The 19,300-nt window shown below is 74.4% G+C and carries 15 protein-coding genes and 2 pseudogenes; 8 read left to right on the top strand and 9 right to left on the bottom strand.

Translation table 11 applies throughout. The annotated features are described in order from the left end of the window. Positions 1-21 precede the first annotated feature (21 nt). The 8 genes from ABD323_RS00365 (at position 22) to ABD323_RS00330 (ending at position 8,654) form a co-directional block, all read left to right on the top strand. Entirely contained in the window at positions 22-789 is a 768-nt protein-coding gene (locus tag ABD323_RS00365; RefSeq protein ID WP_344437561.1) for an SDR family NAD(P)-dependent oxidoreductase, read from the top strand. Between the two features lie 84 nt (positions 790-873). Continuing rightward, the gene (locus ABD323_RS00360) at positions 874-1,590 is read left to right on the top strand and encodes a FadR/GntR family transcriptional regulator (RefSeq protein WP_344437559.1); all 717 of its coding nucleotides are present in this window, start codon (positions 874-876) and stop codon (positions 1,588-1,590) included. Then, on the top strand, positions 1,587-2,732 hold the full coding sequence (gene dgoD / locus ABD323_RS00355) for a galactonate dehydratase (protein ID WP_344437557.1): 1,146 nt from the start codon (positions 1,587-1,589) through the stop codon (positions 2,730-2,732). Before ABD323_RS00360 ends, dgoD begins: the two co-directional genes overlap by 4 nt. After that, a complete protein-coding gene (locus tag ABD323_RS00350) occupies positions 2,726-3,571 on the top strand; it encodes a hypothetical protein (RefSeq protein WP_344437555.1) in 846 nt (281 codons plus the stop codon). The genes dgoD and ABD323_RS00350 overlap by 7 nt, the downstream gene beginning before the upstream one ends. A gap of 20 nt (positions 3,572-3,591) precedes the next feature. After that, positions 3,592-4,218 carry a bifunctional 4-hydroxy-2-oxoglutarate aldolase/2-dehydro-3-deoxy-phosphogluconate aldolase gene (locus tag ABD323_RS00345; RefSeq protein WP_344437553.1) on the top strand — a complete coding sequence of 209 codons (627 nt, stop codon included), beginning with the start codon at positions 3,592-3,594 and terminating at the stop codon, positions 4,216-4,218. Beyond that, positions 4,215-5,186 carry a sugar kinase gene (locus tag ABD323_RS00340; RefSeq protein WP_344437551.1) on the top strand — a complete coding sequence of 324 codons (972 nt, stop codon included), beginning with the start codon at positions 4,215-4,217 and terminating at the stop codon, positions 5,184-5,186. The genes ABD323_RS00345 and ABD323_RS00340 overlap by 4 nt, the downstream gene beginning before the upstream one ends. 119 nt (positions 5,187-5,305) lie before the next feature. Beyond that, positions 5,306-6,493 (top strand): cytochrome P450 family protein, encoded by a 1,188-nt coding sequence (locus tag ABD323_RS00335; protein WP_344437549.1) that lies wholly within the window; start codon positions 5,306-5,308, stop codon positions 6,491-6,493. A 97-nt stretch (positions 6,494-6,590) separates the two neighbouring features. Continuing rightward, on the top strand, positions 6,591-8,654 hold the full coding sequence (locus tag ABD323_RS00330) for a WD40 repeat domain-containing protein (RefSeq protein WP_344437547.1): 2,064 nt from the start codon (positions 6,591-6,593) through the stop codon (positions 8,652-8,654). 50 nt (positions 8,655-8,704) lie between these two features. On the opposite strand, the pseudogene ABD323_RS00325 reads toward ABD323_RS00330, so the two are convergent. From ABD323_RS00325 to ABD323_RS00285, 9 genes and pseudogenes are all read right to left on the bottom strand, one after another. Then, a pseudogene (locus ABD323_RS00325) lies at positions 8,705-9,112 on the bottom strand (EamA family transporter); the annotation flags it as partial. A 547-nt stretch (positions 9,113-9,659) separates the two neighbouring features. Further along, a pseudogene (locus ABD323_RS00320) lies at positions 9,660-11,431 on the bottom strand (glycerol-3-phosphate dehydrogenase/oxidase). A 68-nt stretch (positions 11,432-11,499) separates the two neighbouring features. Further along, positions 11,500-12,168 (bottom strand): DUF47 domain-containing protein, encoded by a 669-nt coding sequence (locus tag ABD323_RS00315; RefSeq protein WP_344437545.1) that lies wholly within the window; start codon positions 12,166-12,168, stop codon positions 11,500-11,502. Continuing rightward, the gene (locus ABD323_RS00310) at positions 12,165-13,136 is read right to left on the bottom strand and encodes an inorganic phosphate transporter (protein ID WP_344437543.1); all 972 of its coding nucleotides are present in this window, start codon (positions 13,134-13,136) and stop codon (positions 12,165-12,167) included. Before ABD323_RS00310 ends, ABD323_RS00315 begins: the two co-directional genes overlap by 4 nt. A gap of 104 nt (positions 13,137-13,240) precedes the next feature. Further along, positions 13,241-14,902 (bottom strand): TIGR03767 family metallophosphoesterase, encoded by a 1,662-nt coding sequence (locus ABD323_RS00305; protein ID WP_344437541.1) that lies wholly within the window; start codon positions 14,900-14,902, stop codon positions 13,241-13,243. Between the two features lie 143 nt (positions 14,903-15,045). Continuing rightward, on the bottom strand, positions 15,046-16,104 hold the full coding sequence (locus ABD323_RS00300) for an ABC transporter ATP-binding protein (protein ID WP_344437539.1): 1,059 nt from the start codon (positions 16,102-16,104) through the stop codon (positions 15,046-15,048). A gap of 71 nt (positions 16,105-16,175) precedes the next feature. Further along, positions 16,176-17,066: an ABC transporter permease gene (locus tag ABD323_RS00295; RefSeq protein WP_344437537.1), complete on the bottom strand. Its 891-nt coding sequence runs from the start codon at positions 17,064-17,066 to the stop codon at positions 16,176-16,178. Next, complete coding sequence (locus ABD323_RS00290; protein ID WP_344437535.1) at positions 17,063-17,977, bottom strand: ABC transporter permease; 915 nt, start codon at positions 17,975-17,977, stop codon at positions 17,063-17,065. The genes ABD323_RS00295 and ABD323_RS00290 overlap by 4 nt, the downstream gene beginning before the upstream one ends. Positions 17,978-17,980: 3 nt before the next feature. Beyond that, entirely contained in the window at positions 17,981-19,117 is a 1,137-nt protein-coding gene (locus ABD323_RS00285; RefSeq protein ID WP_344437533.1) for an ABC transporter substrate-binding protein, read from the bottom strand. Positions 19,118-19,300: the final 183 nt, after the last annotated feature.

Below are 19,300 nucleotides of genomic sequence, written 5' to 3'. Positions count from 1 at the left end.
CACAAGCGGTACGGTGGCGACGTGACCGAGCAGAGCTGTCGAAGGTTCGAGGGCCGCGTCGCCCTGATCACCGGTGCCGCCCGTGGCATCGGCGCCGCCACCGCGCGGCGCCTCGCCGCCGAGGGCGCCACCGTCGTGGCCCTCGACATCGCGGATGCGGCCGGTCGGGCCGTGGTCGAGACGATCACGCGGGAGGGCGGCCGGGCCGAGTACCGGCACGGGGACGTGACCTCGGCGGCGATGTGGGACGAGCTGGTCGCGCACGTGCGGAGCCGGTACGGGCGCCTGGACGTGCTGCACAGCAACGCCTACGCCGTCGTCGTCAAACCCGCCCACGAACTGACCGAGACCGAATGGGATCTCCAGCTCGCGGTCACGCTCAAGGCCTCCTGGCTCGCGGTCCGCGCCTTCGCCGGGACCCTGCACGAGAGCGAGGGTGCGGTGGTGCTCACCTCGTCGGTGCACGCACTGGTGGGACTGCCGGGCCACCCGGCCTACGCCGCCGCCAAGGGCGCCCTGTGCGCGATGGGCCGTCAGCTCGCCGTCGAGTACGGCCCGCGGGTGCGCGTCAACACCGTCGTGCCCGGGCCCGTCATGACCGCGGCCTGGGACCGGGTGGACGAGGCCGGCCGGGCCGAGAGCGTCGCCGGGACCGTCGCCAAGCGCTTCGGCCGGCCCGAGGAGGTCGCGGCCGCCGTGGCCTTCCTCGCCTCCTCGGACGCCTCCTACGTGACCGGCGCGAACCTGGTGGTGGACGGCGGCTGGTCCGTCGTCAAAGCCTCCGCGTGAACGCATGGACGCGTGGACGCCTGACCGCGCGGAGGACCGACGCGCCGGCGACGGCCCGCGCGGGACGACAGAGGAGCAACCGCTGTGAACCCCACGGTACGGGGCCTGCGCGGGCAGGCCGTCGAGGTCATCGGCGAGCGGATCGTCAGCGGCGCCCTCGCCCCGGGCGACCTGCTGCACCCCGACCGGATCGAGCAGGAACTCGGAGTCAGCAAGACCGTCGTGCGCGAGGCGCTGCGGGTCCTGGCCTCCAAGGGGCTGATCGACTCCCGCCAGAAGCGCGGCACCTTCGTGCGGCCCCGCTCGGACTGGAACCTGCTCGACGGCGACCTGCTGCGCTGGCAGGGCCTGGGCACCCCCGACGGCACCTTCCTCGACAACCTCGGCGAGGTCCGCGGCATCGTCGAGCCGGCTGGCGCCCGACTCGCCGCCGAGCGCCGCGACGAGGCCGACCTCGCGGCGCTGGAGGAGGCACTCGCGCGGATGGCGGCCGCGGGCGACGACACCGACGCCGCGGTCGAGGCCGACCTGGCCTTCCACCGCGCGCTGCTGGCCGCCGCCCACAACGAGCTGCTGACCCGCATGGAGGTGGTGATCGAGGCCGGGCTGCGGGTGCGCGACCACCTCGTGCACGGCGCCGACCACGGGGCCGACGCGGTCCCCGCCCACCGGGCCGTCCTGGACGCCGTGCGCGCGCGGGAGCCGGAGACGGCCGCCCGCGCCGTCCACGCCCTGCTCGCCCAGGCCGCCGCCGACCTGCGCAACCTGACCGACGTCGCCGGCCGGGGAGAGACCCGATGAAGATCACCTCACTGGAGACCTACCTCGTCGCACCGCGCTGGCTCTTCCTGCGCATCGCCACCGACGAGGGGATCACCGGCTGGGGCGAGCCCGTGGTGGAAGGGCGCGCCGAGACCGTCCGGGCCGCGGTCCGCGAACTCGCCGACCAGCTGGTCGGCGAGGACCCGCTGCGCATCGAGCACCACTGGCAGATCCTCACCAAGGGCGGCTTCTACCGCGGCGGCCCGGTGCTCTCCAGCGCGGTCGCCGGCATCGACCAGGCGCTCTGGGACATCGCCGGCAAGGCCCACGGCGTTCCGGTCCACCAGCTGCTCGGCGGCCACGTCCGCGACCGGGTGCGGATGTACGCCTGGATCGGCGGCGACAGCCCCGCCGACGTCGCCGAACTCGCGCGGGCCCAGGTCGAGGCCGGTTTCACCGCCGTCAAGATGAACGGCTCGGCGCAACTGCGCCCCATCGACACGCCCGCCCGGACCCAGGCCGTCATCGACCGGGTGGCCGCGGTGCGCGAAGTCCTGGGCGACGAGCGGGATGTGGCCATCGACTTCCACGGCCGGATGTCCACCGCCATGTCCCGGCGCCTGCTCCCCCTGCTCGAGCCGCTGCACCCGCTGTTCGTCGAGGAGCCCGTCCTGCCCGAACACTCCCGCGACCTGCGCCACCTCGTCGATTCGACCTCGGTGCCGCTGGCCGTTGGTGAACGGCTCTACTCCCGCGCCGACTTCCGCGACGTGCTCACCACCGGCATCGCCGTCGCCCAGCCCGACGTCTCGCACGCCGGCGGCATCTCCGAGGTCCGGCGCATCGCCTCGCTCGCCGAGGTCCACGACGTCACCATGGCGCCGCACTGTCCCCTGGGCCCGATCGCCCTCGCGGCGAGCCTCCAACTCGCCTTCGCGATACCGAACTTCCTCATCCAGGAGCAGAGCCTCGGGATCCACTACCACCGCGGCGGTGAGCTGCTGGACTACCTGGTCGACCCCGAACCCTTCCGCTTCACCGACGGCCACGCCGCCCGGCCCACCGGTCCGGGCCTGGGCATCGAGATCGACGAGGCCGCCGTGCGCCGCGCCGCGCAGAGCGGCCACCGCTGGCGCAACCCCGTCTGGCACCACCCGGACGGATCGTTCGCCGAATGGTGAGCGGCCCCCCGGCGACCGTCCCCCTCACCGTCCGCACCGACCCGGCTCACGGCGGCCGGTGGACCTCCCTGCGGGCCGGTGAGCGCGAATGGCTCTGGCACCGCCCCGACCCGGCCCGCGCCACCGTCCGCCCCGGCGACGCCTTCGTCGACGCCGGCGGCCTGGAGGAGTGCGTCCCGACCGTGCGCGGGACCCCCGACCACGGCGACGCCTGGTCCCGGCCCTGGCACCGCGACGGCGACACCGACGTGCTGCGGTGCCCCGACTTCGAGCTGCGCCGACGCATCCGTAGCGGGGCGGGCGGGCTGCGCGCCCGCTACGAGCTGCGCGCCGCACCCGGGTACCGCTTCCTGTGGGCGGCCCACGCGCTGCTCGACGTCACACCGGACGCCCACCTCCACGCACCCCACGGCGCCTCGGCCCGGCTCTTCCCCGAAGCGGCCGGCCTGCTCGACCGACCCTGGCCCGGCGGCGCCCACCACGTCACCGGAGGTTGGCCGGCACCGCAGGGCCTGCGGCTGGACCGCCTCGGGCCCGACGACGGCACCGCGGTCGGCGCGATCCTCACCGACTGCGCGAACGTGACGGTCACCGACGGCCCCGACACGCTCTCGCTGTCCCTGCGCACCGACGCCGACGTGCCCCTCTCCGTCGCCCTGTGGCGCAACCTGCGCGGCTTCCCCGCCTCGGCCCCCTACCGCAGCATCGGGGTCGAGCCGATGCTCGGATCCGTCTTCGACCTCGCCACGGCAGCGCCCGGCGACGCCGCCACGGTCCCGGCCGCGGGCACGCTGAGCTGGCAGCTCGACCTCACCGCGACCAGCACCCGCATCCTGTGACCGACCGACGAGGCCTCCCCGTGAACCTGACCGAACTGCCGTACCGCACCCTGGCCATCGTGCGCGGCACCGACCGCGACGCGGCGCTGCGCACCGTTCTCACCCTCGCCGAGGAGGGCATCACCGCCACCGAGGTCTCGCTGACCACCCCCGGCGCCCTGTGGGTGATCGCGCGGGCCCGCCGCGAACTGGGTCCCGGGGCCACGCTCGGCGCCGGCACCGTCCTGACCGGCGAGGACGCCGCCCGGGCCGCCGACGCCGGCGCGGGCTTCCTGGTCACCCCTGGCCTCGGCGAGCACCTACGCCGTTGCCTTCCGCTGCAACTACCGGCACTGATAGGCGCCTTGACGCCGAGTGAGGTGATCGCGGCGAAGGAGAGCGGCGCCCTCGCCGTCAAGCTCTTCCCCGCCTCCCTGGGCGGTCCCGGCCATCTGAAGGCCCTGCGGGACCCCTTCCCCACCGTGCCGTTCGTGCCCGTCGGCGGCGTCGACGCCGACTCGGCCCTCGCCTACCTCGCCGCCGGCGCGGTCGCCGTGGGCGTCGGCTCACCGCTGGTCGGCGACGCCGCCAGTGGCGGAGACCTGGCCGCGCTGCGCGAGCGCGTCGCCCGGTGGCGCACCGCCCTGACCGGGGACGGCGCGGCATGAGCGGCATGAGCGGCGCCGGCCCCGAGGCCGTCACCGTCGGGGAGACCATGGCCGCGCTGCGCGCCACCGGCCCGATCAGGCTCGGGGCGCCGATGCGGCTCTCCGTCGCCGGCGCCGAGGCCAACGTCGCCATCGGCCTGGCCAGACTCGGACACCGCGCCGGTTGGGTCGGGCGGGTCGGTGACGACGAGTTCGGGGCCCTCGTGCTGCGCACGCTGCGCGCGGAGCAGGTCGACGTCAGCCATGCGCGGGTTGACGGCGACGGTCGCCCCACGGGCCTGCTGGCCCGCGAGGACCGGATCGCCGACCTGGCCCAGGTCGCCTACTACCGTGCGGGATCGGCCGGATCGGCGCTGCGGACGGCGGACGTGCTGCCCGCGCTGAACCCGGGTGTCCGCGTCCTCCACCTGACCGGCATCACGCCCGCCCTGAGTCCCGGCGCCGCCGAGGCCGTCCGCACGGCCGCCGCCAGGGCCCGCGAGCTGGGCATCACCGTCTGCCTCGACGTCAACTACCGCGCCCGCCTCTGGTCGCCGGCGCGGGCGCGGACGGCCCTGCTGCCGTTGGCCCGGCTGGCCGACGTGCTGGTCGCCTCCGCCGACGAACTGCACCTGGTCGGCGAGGACCCGGCCCTGCCCGAGCAGGAGGCCGTCGCAGCGCTGATCGCCCAGGGCCGCCGTGAGGTGGTGATCACCCGCGGCGGCGACGGCGCGAGCGCCATCACCGCCCACGGCACCCTCGACACGCCCGCACGCAGGGTGCCCGTGGTCGACGTGGTCGGCGCCGGCGAAGCCTTCGTCGCCGGCTACCTCTCGGGCCTGCTCGACGGACTCGACATCGCGCAACGCCTCCACCGGGCCGCCACCACCGGCGCCTTCTCCGTCGCCACCCGCGGCGACTGGGAGGGCCTGCCCACCCGCCGCGACCTCCCCCTGCTCGACCAGCCCGCCGGCACCACCTTCCGCTGACCGCGGGCACCGAACTGGTGCTCGGGCGTTCCCGCGGCATGCGGAGCCGGTAGGGTCCTGGCCGTGCGGGAGGTGACGTGGCGTCGGATGATGACGGGGCATCGGTCAGGGGGTCCGCGGTGACCGATCCGCCCGTCGAGCTGGGTGAGGCGCTGCTGGGCGACCCGATGACGGGGTACGCGGAGCTGCGCGGCTCGGGGCGGATCCACCGGGCGACCGCGCCCGACGACGCGCCCGTGTGGCTGGTCACCGGCTTCCGGGACGTCCGGGAGCTGGCCGGCGACGCCCGGCTGGCGCTCGACAAGCGCCACGCCCGGACGCGCGGCAGCGCCGGCGACTCGCTGCCGCCCGAGCTGGACGCGCACCTGCTGAACACCGACGGGGTCGATCACCGGCGGCTGCGGGCGCTGGTGGGCGGGGCGCTGGGTCCCCGTCGCATCCGGACGCTGCGCGATGGGGTGCGGGCGACCACCGACCGGCTCCTGGACGCGATGACGGACGGTCAGCGCGTCGACGTCCTGGCCGAGCTGGCGATGCCGCTGTCGATGACGGTGATCAGTGACCTGCTGGGCATCCCGGACGTCGACCGGCTCGACTTCTCGGCCTGGACCGACACGCTGCTGTCCCCCGTGCCCGGTGCTCCGGCCCGCTCGCGCGCGGCGATGCGGGAGATGCACGCCTTCCTGGTGGCGCTGATCACCACCAAGCGGGCGGCGCCCAGCGACGACCTGCTCGGCGACCTGATCACCGCCCACGACGCCGGCGCACGCCTGAGCGAGGCCGAACTCGTGGCCATGGCCTTCCTGTTGCTCTTCGGCGGCTACCACAACTCGGCCGCCCTGGTGGCCACCACGGTGATGGCACTGCTCACCCACCCCGCCCACCGGCGCGCGCTGGACGCAGGTCGGCTCACCATGGGCGAGGTGACCGAGGAGGTCCTGCGGTGGAACCCGCCCACCATGCTCGCCGTCCGCCGCTTCGCCGTGCGGGACACCCGGATCGCCGGCTCCCCGGTGCGCGCCGGGGAGCGGGTCTGGCTCTCCTGGGCCGCCGGCAACCGCGACCCGCGGGCCTTCGAGGACCCCGACGCCTTCAACCCCTCACGGGCGACCACCGGGCACCTGGCCTTCGGGCACGGGGCGCACTACTGCGTCGGCGCCGCCCTGGCCCGCCTGGAGAACGAGATCGCCGTCACCTCCCTGCTGAGCCGCTTCCCACGGCTCGCGCTGGCCTGCCACCCCGACGAGCTGGCCTGGCGGCCCTCGCTGCGCAGCCGCGCCCTGGTCGCGCTTCCCGTCACCCTGTGACATCCGGCCCGGGGTGGCTGCGGTTAGGCTGCCGGCCATGTCCAGTGATTCCCGAAGCGATGGTCCGGGCCGCGAAGTCACGGCGGTGGGTGGCGGTTTGACCGATCCGGCGTGGCTGGTGCACGCCGAACCCGAGCGGGTCGTGGCGGCGCTGGACGGCGCCGTCGGCCCGGAGGAGGTGCTGGCGGCCGCCGTGTACCGGGCGTCGGGGCACCTGCACCGGGACGCCGGCGCGCGGGTGCGGCGGCAGGTGCTGGCGCTGGACGCCGCCCGGTACGGGGACCGGGAGCTGGCCGCGGGACTGGCGGACGTGACGATCGATCAGGACGCACCCGACCCCTGGGTGGTGCGGTGGGCGACCGGTACGGGCCTGGACTCCCGGCTGCGGTACGCCTGGCCCGCGCCGGCCGAGGTGGGTGTGGTGGCGACCGTGGTCCTGGAGGGCCGTGGACTGGCGGTCGCCGGCTGTGAGGACGGCACGCTGCACTGGTGGGATCCGGCCACGGGAGAGAAGCTCGGCACGGTCGTGGCCGATCACACCGGCGAGGTGCGGGCCCTGGTGGCGGCGGCGGTGGACGGCCGTCCCGTCGCCGTCACCGCCGGCTCCGACGGGACCGTCCGGGTGTGGGACCTCGACGCGGGAGAAGAGGTCGCCCGGTACCACCCCGACGGCGATTCCCGGGTCACCGCACTGGCCCTCGCCCGGGTCGAGGGCCGGCCCGTCGTGGTCGGCTGCGGCACCGACGGCACGGTCCGGATGTGGGATCCGGCCGCCCGCGCCCGCGGCGGTGAGCTGCCGGTCATCCGCGCCGGCATCGCGGGGGCCCTGGCGGCGGCGGAGGTGGACGGCCGTCCCGTCGCCGTCACCGGCCACAACCAGGGAGCCATCCGGACCTGGGACCTCATCACGGGACGGGAGTTCGGCGCCCGGGGCGACCACACCGAGGACCTCCGGAGCGGCAGCGAAAGCAGCGGCGAAGGCGGCGGCGGCGGCACGGGACGCGTCTGCGGCACCATGCAGCTCGAGGCCAGGACGCGCCTGCTGGCCACCGACCCGACGTTCGCCTCCCCGTTGGCCGTCAGCGCCAACGCCCACGAGGCGTACCTCTGGGACCTGGCCACGGGCGAGCGGGTGGGTGAGCCCCTGCCGGGGTTCTGGTTCGCGCAGGCGGCGGCCCTGACCGTGTGCCAGGGCCGTCCCGCGGCCCTCGTCGCGTTCGACCGCTCCGGGCCCGTCGAGCTGTTGGACCTGTCCGCCCGCAAGTCGCTGCACCCACCGCTCACCGGCCACCACCGGACCGTGCGGGCGGTGGCGACGGCGGTGGTGCGGGGGCGCCACCTCGCCGTCACGGGTGGCGAGGACCGGTCGGTCCGGATCTGGGACCTCGACGGTGAGAGGGAGCCGACCAGCCGGCCGACAGGTCCCGAGGAGCCCGTGCGGAAGCTCACCACCGCCGTGCTGGACGGCCGCCCCGTCATGCTCACCTACGGCTCGGACACCCGGGTGCGGATCCGGGACCTCGACGGCGGCGGGCAACTCGGCGAGCCCGTGAGCGGTCCCATCAACGGCCTGGAACGGCTGACGGTGGGGACCGTGGACGGCCGGCCCACCCTCATCACCCGCGACCGGGCCCGTGCGGTGCGGATCTGGGACCTCGGCACCCGGGACCAGCTGCACGGACGGTCGACGAGCGAGTACGCCAGCCTGTCCATCACCTTCTTCGCGGCCGTGGGGGGCCGCTTCGTCGGCGTGACCTCGGAGGGACGCGTCTGGGACCTGACCGCGAGCGCGTGGATCGGCGTGCAGCCCAAGCAGTGGGGTGCCCTGGCCCTGACCACCGTCGGCGGCCGCGACCTCGTCCTGACCGGCCGCGGCGCGCAGGAGGTGCGACTGTGGGACCTGGCCACGGGCGAACCCGTCGGACCGCCCCTGACGGGACACGGGATCCGGGTGCTGGCCGGGGCGGTGGGGATGCTGGACGGCCGCCTCGTCGCCGCCGCCGGGGCCGAGGACGGAGCGGTGCGGGTCTGGGACGCCACCACGGGCCGGCCACTGGGCACGTACGCCTTCCCCGCCGGGGTCAGCGCGCTGGAGGTGACCCCGGACGGGCGACTGGTGGTCGGCTTCGGCCCGGACATCGCGGTCCTGGCCCACCGCTGACCAGATAGGCGGCGTTGGCGGCCGGGGCGGCCCCGTCAGGGACATCGCGGCTACAACGGCAGACTGACCAGGAGCAGGCCCAGGACCATCCCGAGGGCGGGCGGCAGCGGGCGGGCGCCGTCGCCCTCGCGCAGCAGCCAGCGGCCGGCCAGCACGCCGTAGAGGATGCTCAGTTCGCGCAGGGGCGCCACGTAGGTCGCGCGGGCGTGGGCCAGCGAGATCAGCACGGAGAGGTAGGCGCCGCAGGCGAGGACGCCGCAGACGGCGAGCCGGCCGCCCGAGCCGCGCAGCAGGGCGCCCACCGCCGCGGCCCGCCCGCGCGCCAGGAGCCAGCCGTAGAGCAGGACCGAGACGGTGACCGAGGTGAGGAAGAGGTAGGTCACCGGGTCGACCCGGGCGACGGCCTCCTTGTCGACGACCAGGAAGAGGCCGGCGAAGGTTCCCGCCGCCAGCGCCCAGCACAGCCCCGACACGGAGAGCCGGGGGCGGCCCAGGGCCCGGTCCCCGCGCGCGCCCCTCGCCAGCCAGGCGATCGAGGCGCTGGTGATCAGGACGCCCAGCAGCCCCAGCGGCCCGGGGCGCTCGTGCAGCAGCGCCAGCGCGCAGCCGGCCGAGACCAGCGGCGCCGCGCTGCGGGCCACGGGGTAGGCCACCGACAGGTCGACGAGCTCGTAGGCCCGGGCCAACGCGCCGAAGTAGAGGAGCTGGAGCAGCGCCTGGCCCAGCACCAACAGGCCCACCCCCGCCGACAGCGCGCCGGACAGGTGCGGCACGGCCCAGGGGCCGACCAGCACCGCCATCACCGCGGGCAGCGAGGCGATGAAGACGAACCGGTCACCCTTGATCCGCTTCGCCTGGGCGTTCCAGATCGCGTGGGCGGCGCCCGAGACGACCAGCAGGGCGACGATCATCGTGGAGTCCCCCCGCGGCCGCCCCCCCCCCCCCCGCCCCCCCCCCCCCCCGCCGGCCGCGGGGCCGGCGGCCCGGTGTCCGCCGGTCGCCGGCTCATACGAGCTCGACCCCGCGCTCCCGCGGGTCGGGCACGGCGGCCCGGGCGGCGTCCGCGCTCGCGTCGTCGGCCTGACGCTGCGACAACAGCTCGGCGGCCACCCGCCGGCGGTAGTGGTCGACCTCCTCGGCCGTCCGCCCGACGTCCCAGCCCAGCACCTCGCCCAGCAGGCGGGCGGCCGCCCGGGCGGCGGCCCGGCCGCCGTCGGCCGGCTCCGCCACAGGGGGGGGGGCCCCGCCGGGGCGGCGGCCAGGCCGCGGTCGGCCAGCTCGACGGAGATCCGGGTGCGGCGGGTGAGCGCGTCGACCAGGTGCAGGGCGCCCTCGTGGGAGGCCGCGTAGACGAGCTCACCGGCCAGGTACCCGGGTGCGCCCTCCAGCGGCAGGGCCAGCTCGGGCCGCGCCCGCAGCAGCGCGAACAGGTCGTTCACGCCGACGCCGTAGCGCTGCAGCAGGTGTTCCACGCAGGGCAGGGGCAGGTCGTACCGGACCGCGAGGCGGGCCCGGTTGGCCCACAGGGCCTCGAAGCCGACCGCGCCGAGCAGCGGGACCGACTCGGTGCGGCTCGGCGGCACGTCCCGCTCCAGCGCGCGGACGGCGACGTCGACCGCGTCCCTGGCCATCACCCGGTAGGTGGTGAACTTGCCGCCCGCCACGGTGAGCAGGCCGGGGACGGGCTCCCAGACCACGTGCTCGCGGCTGAGCCGGGCGGTGTGGTGGGAGCCGGAGTCGATCAGCGGGCGCAGCCCGGCGTACACGCCGACCACGTCGTCGTGGGTGAGCGGGTCGGCGAGCAGGCGGTTGGCGCAGTCGAGCAGGTAGTCGACGTCGGTGGCGGTGGCGGCCGGGTGGTCCTTGCCCAGGTCCCACTCGGTGTCGGTGGTGCCGACGATCCAGTGCGCGCCCCAGGGGATCACGAAGAGCACGCTCTTTTCGGTCCGCGAGATCAGCCCGGTCTCCGCGAGCCGGATGCGTTCGCGCGGCACCACGAGGTGGACGCCCTTGGAGGCCCGCACGGCGCGCTGCCCGCGCAGACCGGCGAGGGCGTGCAGGTCGTCGCTCCAGCTGCCGGTGGCGTTGATCACCTGGCCGGCCGACACCTCGTACTCGCCGCCGCCCTCGGTGTCGCGCACCCTGACGCCGGTGACCCGGCCCTGTTCCTGCAGCAGGGCGACCACCCGGACGCCGGTGGCCACCACGGCGCCGTGCTCGGCCGCGGTGCGGGCCAGCGTCACGGTGAACCGGGCGTCGTCCATCTGGGCGTCGTAGTACTGGATCGCCCCGGTGAGCGCCTTCGGGTCCAGTCCGGGCGCCTCGCGCAAAGCCTGACGCTTCGTCAGATGACGGTGCCGCGGGACCGAGCGGGCGCCGCCGAGCAGGTCGTACAGCGCGACACCCGCGCCCAGGTAGGCGCGCTGCCAGATCCGCCGGGTGAGCGGGAGCAGGAAGCGCACCGGCCGCACCAGGTGCGGCGCCAGCGTGGCGAGCAGCAGTCCGCGCTCCCGCAGGGCCTCCCTGACCAGGGCGAAGTCGCGCTGCTCCAGGTAGCGCAGGCCGCCGTGGATCAGCTTGCTGGAGCGGCTGGAGGTGCCCGCGGCGTAGTCGCACGCCTCGACCAGGGCGACCGACAGGCCACGGGTGGCGGCGTCCAGGGCGACGCCGCAGCCGGTGACCCCGCCGCCGATCACCACCACGTCGAAGTGGCCTCCGCCCAGCGCGGCGAGTGCCTCGTCGCGCTGGGCTGGGCCGAGTGTTCCGGTCCGGCTCATGGTCGCTCGGTTCCTTCCTGTCCTGCGTCTGTCGGGGGGTGTGAGAGAGGCCCTGGCCGTGGCGGGGCTCAGTGCCAGCGCTTCATGACGCCGTCGGCCAGGGCGTCGCCGGCCGCGCCGAGGTGCAGGCCCACGGTGTCCAGGGTGCGCAGCAACTCGCGCTCCTTCAACGCGTCCGCGGTGATCTCGCGGGCGAACAGCTCGGCCACCTGCTCCTGGTAGAGCCGCCGCATCCGGTTGCAGGACTTCTTCGCCGCCAGCACCGCGCGGCCCACCGAGGCGCGCGAGTCGGTGAAGGCGATCAGGGCCAGCTCCAGGTGGTCGATCCCGGCCGAGAGCGCCTCCAGGAAGGGGGCGAACCGGGCCAGGTCGTTGACCTGGTAGAGGTCGCAGCCGCGGACCAGGTCGCGCAGCGAGTCGAGGATGTCGTCGATGGACCGCGACAGCCGGTAGATGTCCTCCCGGTCCATCGGGGTGACCAGCGAGCGGGCCAACTGGTCGACCAGCTCGGCGCGGCAGTCGTCGCCCTCGTGCTCGATGGAGGTCATCAGCTCGCGCGCGTCGGCCGGGCTGATCTCGTCCAGGGTCATCGCCCCGACCACGGTCACGGCCCGGCGGGTGACGCCGAGTTGGAGTCTCAGCAGGTCCACCTGCCCACTGTTGGAGAGCTGTGCGAGCCGGGTCCGCAGCCGGCGCGGGCCCATCGTCCTGCGGGCGAACGCCATCGGCGAGCTCATCGGGCCCACCCCACCGCGGTCGCCGCCGCAGCGCCGACGAGCAGGCTACTGGGCAGGGTCACCAACCAGGCCATCGCGATCTTCATAACCGCCTCCCAACGGATCTTCCGGAGTCCTTGGCGCATTCCCGCGCCCACGAAGCCGCCCGCGAGCGACTGGGTCATGCTGACCGGCATGCCGAGCGCCGCTGAGCCGATCACCACGCCGGCGGCGGCCAGTTCGGCCGTCACCACGTGCATCGGCCGCACCGCGAGCAACCGGTTGCCCAGCCCGTTGCCGGCCCGGCGCAGGCCGAGCGCGAGGCCGAGGACGAAGAGCAGCGCCATCGCCAGCAGCGGGAGCGGGGCCGCCGTCACCCGGGTGAGCGTGCCGGCGGTGGTCGCGGCGGCGAGCACGGCGAGCATCTTCTGCCCGTCGTTGACGCCGTAGGCGAAGCAGAGCAGCGGGAACGCCAGCCGGTGCGTGCGGCCCACCGCGCGGCCGAGCCAGGCGCCCGCGGGCACCCAGTCCAGCAGGGCCGAGAACCCGTACGCCGCCCCCGCGCCGACCAGCGGCGCCAGTGCCCCGGTGAGCAGCACCAGTCCGGCCCGCGCCCAGGCGACCGGCTGGCCGGAGGCCAGTCCGGCGCCGCTGAGGCCACCGACCACCGCGAGGGTCAGGCTGGTCGGGATGCCGCGCCAGGTGAGCGCGCCCACCACCACGATCGCGCCGGCCACGCCGACGAACAGGGCCAACCGGCCGTCCGCACCGTGGAAGGTGACGAGCCGTCGGGCGAACGTGGTCGCCACCTGGGTGCCGAAGAGCGCGGGGGCCAGGGCCACCAGCACGGTGAGGACGGCGACCGCGGCGCCGAGCGACACGGTGCGGACCTTGAGCGCCGGGGCGAGCACCGCACCGCCGTCGTTCATGCCGGTGACGATGACGAACAGCGTGGCTATCAGCAGGAAGGCCACCTGTGGGAACGTCATGTCATCCTTCTCTCTAAAACGTTTTAGAACTGCTGGCCGCCACCGACCGAGGCCCACCCCGCGGGCTCCGCCTCCCCCTGAGGGGCGGAGCCCGCGGTGCGGGATCAGGGCCTGCCGAACGGGAACGGCAGCAGCAGGTCCACGTTGCGGTCGGTGCGCGCGCCGGCCATCGCCGACGTCAGCCCCGACCACGGCACGTTGGCCGCGATCTCGCGGTGCAGCGAGGCCAGCCAGGTCCGCTCGTCGGCCGGGTCCGGCCGGGCGGGCGTGTCGTGGTCGACCATCGTGCACAGCACCGACAGCGTCCCGTCACCGTTGTCGACCAGCTCCACCAGGCGGGCCTGGCACGGCCAGTCGATCACCGCGCAGGTGGTGACCTCCCAGAACCCGCGGCCGGTGTCGTTCGGGTTCGGCCGCGGCCGGACCGTGTTGACGTGCGTGTGCCCGTTCAGCCAGAGCACCACGTTCGGGAAGCGGTGCAGCAGCGCGACCAGGTCCTCCGCGCCCACCAGCGGCAGCGGCCCCGAGGAGTCCGCGGCCAGGCCCCGGCGGTTCATCAGGGTGTCGGGACCGTGGTGCGAGAAGACCACCACCAGCCGGTCCTCGTGCGAGGTCCGCACCTCGGTGCCGTCCGCGCGGCGGTAGCGCGAGTGCACCTCGACCAGCTGCTGTTCGAGCCAGCGGCCCTGCTCGGCGTCCAGGCAGCCGTCGGCGCCGCCCGCCAGGCAGTTGGTGTCCAGCCCGATCATGCGCACGCCCGAGTCCGGGTCGTCGTGCGTGTAGTAGGCCGTGCCCTCGCGCAGGTTCTCCTGGGTGAAACCGTGGCCGTAGGGACGTCCGCCCATCCGGAAGTGCTCGGCGACGAACTCCGCGCGGGTGATGCCGCGCCGGGCGATGTCCGGGGTGATGGGCTGCTGACGGCCCGACAGGAACGCCTCGGGGTGCTCGGTGAACAGGTCCAGCGCCCGGTCGCGGTCCAGCCCGCTCGGCAGGTCCACCGGCTTGCGGCCGCCCACCAGGTACTCCAGCAGCGGGCGGGTCAGCGCCCCGACGCCCTGGGTGAGCGCCTCGTGGTTGCCGAAGCAGGCCAGCCACGGCAGCTGCAGTCCGGGGGCGTCGAACTCGGCGATCGCGGCCCGCAGCAGCCCGGGGTGGTGCGGGAAGCCGTACCGCTCCCGCCACAGGTCGGGGCCCTGCGGCCCCTCGCCCTCGGGCCGCCAGAAGATCCGGTCGGGCCAGTCCAGCCCCTGCACGCCCTCGTAGCCGGGCCCGCCCGAGTTCGGCCGCACCCGGCCGCCCTCCAGGAGGGCGAGGAACATCTGCATCTCGTTCCACTGGGCGTTGTCGATCGCGTCGCCGGTGGTCACCACCAGGCTCAACGGGGTCCCGGTCACCGGGCTGCCGTCGAGGCCGTTCAGGGTGCGCACGACCGCGTCCACCGCGTGCACGGTCAGCGCCTCCTGCGGACGCTGCACCGGGACCAGCGCGGCGAAGCGCGGGTCGTCGAACTCCCGGTTGAAGAACTCGAACCGCACCGGCGACTGCACGTCGGCGATCTGCAGGTCGGTCACATGGCCGACGCACACCAGCGAGCGGCGCTCGCGCACCGGCGGCGCCTCCCAGCCCCGGCCGAGCAGGTCGTCGCGGACGATGTGCGACTCGCCGTCCTGGAGCGTCAGCTCCCGGTAGGGCCGCTCGGTGCCCTGCCGCAGGATCCGGCCGGCCCCCAGGGTCCGGTGCAGCGTGGTGTGGTGTGATCCGCCCATGCGCCTTGCCTTTCGTGGACAGTCGTGCGTGTCGTACGGGTGGTGCGCGGTGCCGTGCCCTGCCGTGTCGTGTCGTGTCGTGTCGTGCCGTGTCGTGCCGTGCTGTGTCGTGCTGTGCGGGTGCGGGTGCGGTGGACGGGCCGTCAGGCGGCCACGACCAGCGGCGCCGCGGGTTCCAGCCGCAGGGCCACCCGGGCACCCGCGACGTGCTCGTCGAAGGGCCGGGACGGGGTGTCCACCCGGACGATCTGTCCCTCGCCGTGCTCGAGGCGCACGCTCAGCCGGGTCACCGGGCCGAGGAAGCTGTGCGTCACCACCACCCCGGCCAGCTCGTCCGCCGAGGTCTGCTCGGTGGCCCTGACCCGGATCTCCTCCGGCCGGACGATCAGCTTCACCTGGGCGCCCCGCCGGTGCCCACTCGCCGCGCCGGCCGCCACCCGGTGCCCGTGCACCAGCACGTGGCCGCCGTCGGTCACCCCCGGCAGCACGTTGGTGATCCCGACGAACTGCGCCACGAACGCGGTGGCCGGCTCCCGGTAGATCGTCGACGGCGCGGCCAGCTGCTCCAGCCGGCCCTCGGACATCACCCCGACCCGGTCGGAGACGGCCAGCGCCTCCTCCTGGTCGTGCGTGACGAACAGCGTGGTGATGCCGAGCTCGGTCTGGATGCGCCGGATCTCCTCGCGCAGGTTCACCCGCACCTTCGCGTCCAGCGCGGAGAGCGGCTCGTCCAGGAGCAGTACCTTGGGCGCGATGGCCAGCGCGCGGGCCAGCGCGACCCGCTGCTGCTGGCCGCCGGACAGCTGGTGCGGGTAGCGCTCGGCACGCGCCGAGAGCCCGACCAGGTCGAGCAGTTCCGCGGCCCGCGAGCGCCGCCGGGCCGGGGACGCCTTGCGCAGCCGCAGGCCGAACTCGACGTTGCCCAGCGCGGTCATGTTGGGAAAGAGGCTGTAGCTCTGGAAGACCATGCCCATGTCCCGCTTGCTGGGCGGCACGTGGGTGATGTCCTTGCCGTTCACCACGACCCGGCCGCTGTCCGCCGACTCGAAGCCGGCGACGATGCGCAGCGCGGTCGTCTTGCCGCAACCGCTGGGGCCCAGCAGGCTGACGAACTCACCCGCGGCGAGTTCGAGGTCGAGACCGTCCAGCGCGCTGGTGCCGCCGAACGACTTGCGGACCGCTTGCAATTCGAGGTAGCCCATGGCTTGTGTTCCCTAACTCCGGTCGCCGAAGCGAATGTGACGGTCCATCAGGCTTCCTGCGCGTCCGTTCGTCATGACGAGGTGGTGCCGCGGCGCCGGCGGCCGACGAAGGAGATCGCCAGCAGCAGGGCGAAGGCGAAGAGCATCGAGGCGAGCGAGACCGCGACCGACTCCGCGGCGTCGCGCTTGCCCAGCAGGTTGATCTGGACCTGGAGGTTGTCGAAGTTCAGCAGCGAGGCGAGGGTGAACTCCCCCAGCACCAGCGCCAGGGCCAGGAACGAGGCGCCGACCAGCGCGCCCCGGATGTTCGGCACGACCACCCGCAGCAGGACCGTCCACCAGGAGGCGCCCAGCCCGCGGGCCGCCTCGGCCAGCGTCGGCAGGTCCACCGCGGCCAGGCCCGCGTCGATGGCCCGGTAGCTGTAGGGCAGCACCAGCACCACGTAGACGAAGGTCAGGGTCAGCGGCGAGTCGCCCATCAGGTAGGCGACCCAGGCGTAGATCGGTGCGATGCCCACCACCAGCACGATGGCCGGGATGGTCAGCGGCAGCAGGCAGAGGAACTCCACCAGCCGGCGCAGCCGGGGCAGTCGCAGCCGGACCCAGGTGAGGGTGGGCACCAGCAGGACCAGCATCACCAGCACGGTGAGGCCGGCCAGCGAGAGCGAGGTGGTGATGCCCTGCACCAGCTCGGGGGTGTCGCCGATCGCGGCCCAGGCGGCGAGGTCGTGCCGGTTGCCCGCCTCGCGGGTGCTGAACTCCAGCATGGCCGCGAGCGGCAGCAGGAAGAACGCGCCCAGCGGGAGCAGCACCGCCCAGCGCAGCGCCGACTGGCGGCGCAGGCGGGCCTGGGCGGCCGAGCGGGGCGCTCGCGCGGAGCGTGCGGGTGGCGCGGACGCCGGCACCCGTGCCGCGGCCCGGGCCACGCCGGTGGGGTCGGTGGGGCTGGTCGGTACGGTCATCGCAACCACCTCGCGGCGCGGCGCTGGAGCAGCGCGTACAGGCCCATGACGACGCCGACGACCACGATCATGCCCAGGCCCAGCGCCTTGCCGACGTTCTGCTGGCCGAGCATCACCTCACTGGTGAGGAAGCCCCGGATCTCCAGCGGCACGATCGGGCTGCCCTGCGAGACGAGGGCGGCCGCGGTGGCGTAGGCGGAGAAGGCGTTGGCGAACAGCAGCAGGGCCGCGCCCAGGAAGGACGGTGCGAGCACGGGCGCGGCCACGTGGCGCCAGTAGCGCCAGGTGGAGCCGCCGAGGCTCTCCACGGCCTCGCGCCACTGCGCGCGCAGGCCGTCCATGGCCGGCAGGAAGACGATCACCATGAGCGGGATCTGGAAGTACGTGTAGATGAGCATCAGGCCCGGCATGTCGAACAGCCACATGCCGCCGGAGAAGATGTCGATGCCCAGGTGGTCCTTGAGGAACTCCGTCACCAGGCCGGTCAGCCCGAAGGTGGCGAGGAACGCGAAGGCCAGGGTGACGCCGCCGAACTGGGCCAGCACCCCGCAGGCGGAGGTGACCACCCGGCGCAGCACGCCGTCGGGACGGGCGGTGGAGACCGCCCAGGTGAGCAGGGCGCCCAGCACCGCGCCGATCGCCGCGGTGGTCGCCGACAGCTCGATGCTGCGCAGGAACGCCTCCAGGTAGACGCCGCCGGTCAGCGCCTGGACGTTCTCGGTGGACACCTGGCCGGCGTCGTCCTGGAAGGCGCCCAGGACCACGATGAGCGTGGGGTAGAGCAGGAAGACGCCGACGTAGATCAGGAAGGGGGCGGCGCCGAGGTAGGCCGCCAGGGAGCGCAGCCGGGTGGCGCCGCCGCGCGGCGGGCTCGGGGAGCCCGCCGCGGGCGTGTGGGTGAGGGAGGCCATGGATCAGCTGACAGCGCTCGACCAGTGGGCGGCCAGGTACGCCTTGGCCGTGTCCGCCTGCTGCGGGGTCAGGATGACCGGGGTGCCGTCGACCGCCGGCAGGTTGGCGAAGGCGTTCTGGTCGATGGTGCCGGCCTTCTGCATCGCGTCGGCGCGCACCGGGCGGGCGAAGCCGTTCAGCCAGATGTTCTGGCCCTGGTCGGAGTAGAGGAACTCCTCCCACAGCCGGGCCGCCGCCGGGTGGGCCGCCCCCTTGTTGACGGCCTGGGCGTAGTACGACCCGACGACCGCGCCCTTGGGCACCACGACCTTCCAACCGACCTTGCCGACCAGCTTGATGGCCTGCACGGCGTGCAGGTAGTCCCAGTCGAAGACCACCGGGGTCTGGCCGCTGGCGATCGTGGCGGGGGTCGGGTCGACCGGCAGGAAGTTGCCGGACTTCTTCAGGCTGGCGAAGAAGTCGACGCCGGGCGCGATGTTGTCCGCCGAGCCGCCGCTGCCCAGCGCCGCGGCCACCACGCCGTTGAACGCCGCGCCGGCCTGCGTGGGGTCGCCGTTGAGGGCGACCTTGCCCTTGTACTCCGGCTTCAGCAGGTCCTGGATCGAGGTGGGCGGCGGGACCTTGGAGGCGTCGTACCCGATCGACATGTAGCCGCCGTAGTCGCCGGCCCAGACGCCGTTCGGGTCCTTGAGGGTGTCCGGGATGTCCTTCCAGGTCTGCACCTGGTACGGCGCGAAGACACCGGTGTTGGCGAGCAGCACGTTCTGGCCGAGGTCGAAGACGTCCGGCACCCGGTCGGTGCCCTGGAGCTGCTTGGCCGCGTTGATCTCCTCCTGGCTGGAGGCGTCCGGCTGGCTGGAGTCGACCTTGATGCCGTACTTCTTGGTGAACGCGTCGATCATCTGGCCGTAGTTGGCCCAGTCGGGAGCGAGGGCGATGACGTTGAGCTTGCCCTCCTTCTTGGCCGCGGCCACCAGCGCGTCCATGCCGCCGAGGTCGGCTGCCGACTTCGCGGTCGCGGCCTGGCCGGCCGCACCGCCGGTGGTGCTGCTCGGTGCGGGGGGTGCGCCGCACGCGCTCGCCAGCAGCAGGCTGCCTGCGACCAGGGCCAGGATGCTCTCGGGACGTGTCCGCCTCACGGGCCGACCTCCTCGTGGGGAGTGGCCCCGCGATCCCGTCGGCGCCTGAGGGGACGGCCGCGGGGCGGGGCTGTGTGGGGGTGTGGTGTGCCGGGTGCAGCGGGCGGACCGGCGCCCTCCTCGGTGCCCCGAGGCGGCGACCGGCGAGGTCGGAGCCCTTGGGTGAGGGGGTTCCGGCTTCAC

This window comes from Kitasatospora nipponensis (genome assembly GCF_039528135.1).
GTDB lineage: Bacteria > Actinomycetota > Actinomycetes > Streptomycetales > Streptomycetaceae > Kitasatospora > Kitasatospora nipponensis.
The sequence above is the reverse complement of the archived record's forward strand: the minus strand, read 5'-3'. Positions and strand labels throughout refer to the sequence as shown.

Excerpts from the sequence above, each read along its gene's own strand:
- ABD323_RS00340 (WP_344437551.1), top strand. The coding sequence starts at position 4,215 with ATGAGCGGCATGAGCGGCGCCGGCCCCGAGGCCGTCACCGTCGGGGAG.
- ABD323_RS00300 (WP_344437539.1), bottom strand. The coding sequence starts at position 16,104 with ATGGGCTACCTCGAATTGCAAGCGGTCCGCAAGTCGTTCGGCGGCACC.
- ABD323_RS00310 (WP_344437543.1), bottom strand. The coding sequence starts at position 13,136 with ATGACGTTCCCACAGGTGGCCTTCCTGCTGATAGCCACGCTGTTCGTC.
- ABD323_RS00305 (WP_344437541.1), bottom strand. The coding sequence starts at position 14,902 with ATGGGCGGATCACACCACACCACGCTGCACCGGACCCTGGGGGCCGGC.
- ABD323_RS00350 (WP_344437555.1), top strand. The coding sequence starts at position 2,726 with ATGGTGAGCGGCCCCCCGGCGACCGTCCCCCTCACCGTCCGCACCGAC.
- ABD323_RS00290 (WP_344437535.1), bottom strand. The coding sequence starts at position 17,977 with ATGGCCTCCCTCACCCACACGCCCGCGGCGGGCTCCCCGAGCCCGCCG.
- ABD323_RS00315 (WP_344437545.1), bottom strand. The coding sequence starts at position 12,168 with ATGAGCTCGCCGATGGCGTTCGCCCGCAGGACGATGGGCCCGCGCCGG.
- dgoD (WP_344437557.1), top strand. The coding sequence starts at position 1,587 with ATGAAGATCACCTCACTGGAGACCTACCTCGTCGCACCGCGCTGGCTC.
- ABD323_RS00295 (WP_344437537.1), bottom strand. The coding sequence starts at position 17,066 with ATGACCGTACCGACCAGCCCCACCGACCCCACCGGCGTGGCCCGGGCC.